Below are 1,619 nucleotides of genomic sequence, written 5' to 3'. Positions count from 1 at the left end.
AGATCGCCCTGAACAACTTCGAGACCTTGCCCATCGAGGTCGTCTACGCCCGTCGCAACAGGCAGCGCGCCATCGTGCGCGTCGCCAGCCGACTGGCCATCGCGGCGCTCACATTCACCCTTCTGGCTGGAGGCGTGCATCTCTCGATGGCCCGCGCCTACACGGCGCGAGCGGCATCCGCGAAGGCGACGACGTCGGTCTGGGGCATCGATCCCGTCTGCCATCGGCGCTTCGACGCGCGCACGGCCGCGGGAACCTGCCGCATCGACGGTCAGGTCTTCACCTTCGACAGCGTCGCCTGTCAGCAGTCGTTCCTGCAGGCTCCCATGCGCTATTGCAAGACGCGGGGCCCGGCGCCGGGCATCGTCGTCAATGTGAGCAGCGCGCCGGTGCGACCGGCCCCAGCGGTGGCCACGACGCCCCGCCACTTCACGCCTCCGGCGCGGGTGCAGGCTCCCGCCGCCGCCGCCCACGTCACCGCTCCGCAGCACGCGGCGGTCGCGCCGATCGGCGGCCAGAGCGACCCCGAGATGATGGTGCGCGACAACGCTGCGCGACCCGACACGACGGCGCGGTCGATGGAACAGATCGACGACGCGCCCTCGGTCTACGAGGCCCCACCGTTCGACCTCCACATGATTCAGCGGCAGGAAGATCTGACGTATCTGCCAACCAACGGCTCGATGGGCGGCCGCCGCAGGCACTGAACCGAGACCACCCACGGGGGCCTGACGGACGTCCTTCCACCTCACGGGCTGAGCCGGGGCGCTCAGATCGCGTGGACCTCCAGGAGAGTCATGGCCGCGCTGCCGTTCCATCCTCACGAAGCGGGCTTTCATCGCGAGAACGCACTCTATCTGGCTCACGCCGCCGATGTGGCGTACCGCCGGTCACCTGAGGCCGAGGCCCTGCTGCGCCTGGGCCTGCGCGCGACGCCCTTCGTCCACGGGGTGACGCGCACGCGAGGGTATGTGGGCGTGTGCGACACCCATGCGGTGCTGGGGTTTCGCGGGAGCGACCCGGTCACGCTCCCCAACTGGATCACCGATTCCATCGCGCCGCTCACGGTCGTGAAGCCCTACGACGGGCGGGTGCATCTGGGCTTTGCCACCGCCCTCGAGCAGTCGTGGGACGAGATCTGCGAACGACTGGTGGGGCTGGGTGAGAGACCTCTCTTCGTCACCGGGCATTCTCTCGGCGGCGCGCTGGCCAAGCTGGCCGCCCATCGGCTGACGCGCCTGGGGAAGGCGCCGCGCGCGACCTACACCTTCGGCGCGCCCCGCGTGGGGAACCGTCGCTTCTGCGAGCAGTACGTGGCCACGGTGTATCGCGTGGTGAACCGGCTCGACATGATACCCGAGTATCCCGTGGCCGCGCAGCGCACGACGTCGTCCGGCGAGAACCGCCCGGTGGGTGCGGGTCTCCTCGATGCGGTGAAGAACCTGGCTGATGACGTGTTCTTCTACGATCACGTGCAGACTCTGGTGCACATCGGTCTCGACGGCTGTCTCACCGTGGGCGGCGAGGCGCACTGCTGGACCACCACCGCCCTGGCTCGGGCCGTGGCAACCCGCGGCGCGAGCTTCCACGAGGGGCTCACCGATCATCTGGTGTCGAAC

2 protein-coding genes are annotated in these 1,619 nt (G+C 69.2%); both read left to right on the top strand.

Going from position 1 to position 1,619, the window contains the following annotated elements; translation table 11 throughout:
• Positions 1-707: hypothetical protein (locus EB084_25045; protein NDD31531.1), on the top strand; the 707-nt coding region annotated here is incomplete at its 5' end.
• Positions 708-797: 90 nt separating this feature from the next.
• Positions 798-1,619, top strand: an 822-nt coding sequence (locus EB084_25040) for a lipase family protein (GenBank protein ID NDD31530.1), incomplete at its 3' end; no start/stop codon positions are given.

Source organism: Pseudomonadota bacterium, from assembly GCA_010028905.1.
In the GTDB taxonomy this organism is placed as follows: Bacteria; Vulcanimicrobiota; Xenobia; order RGZZ01; family RGZZ01; genus RGZZ01.
This window is presented reverse-complemented; position numbering and strand designations above follow the sequence as displayed.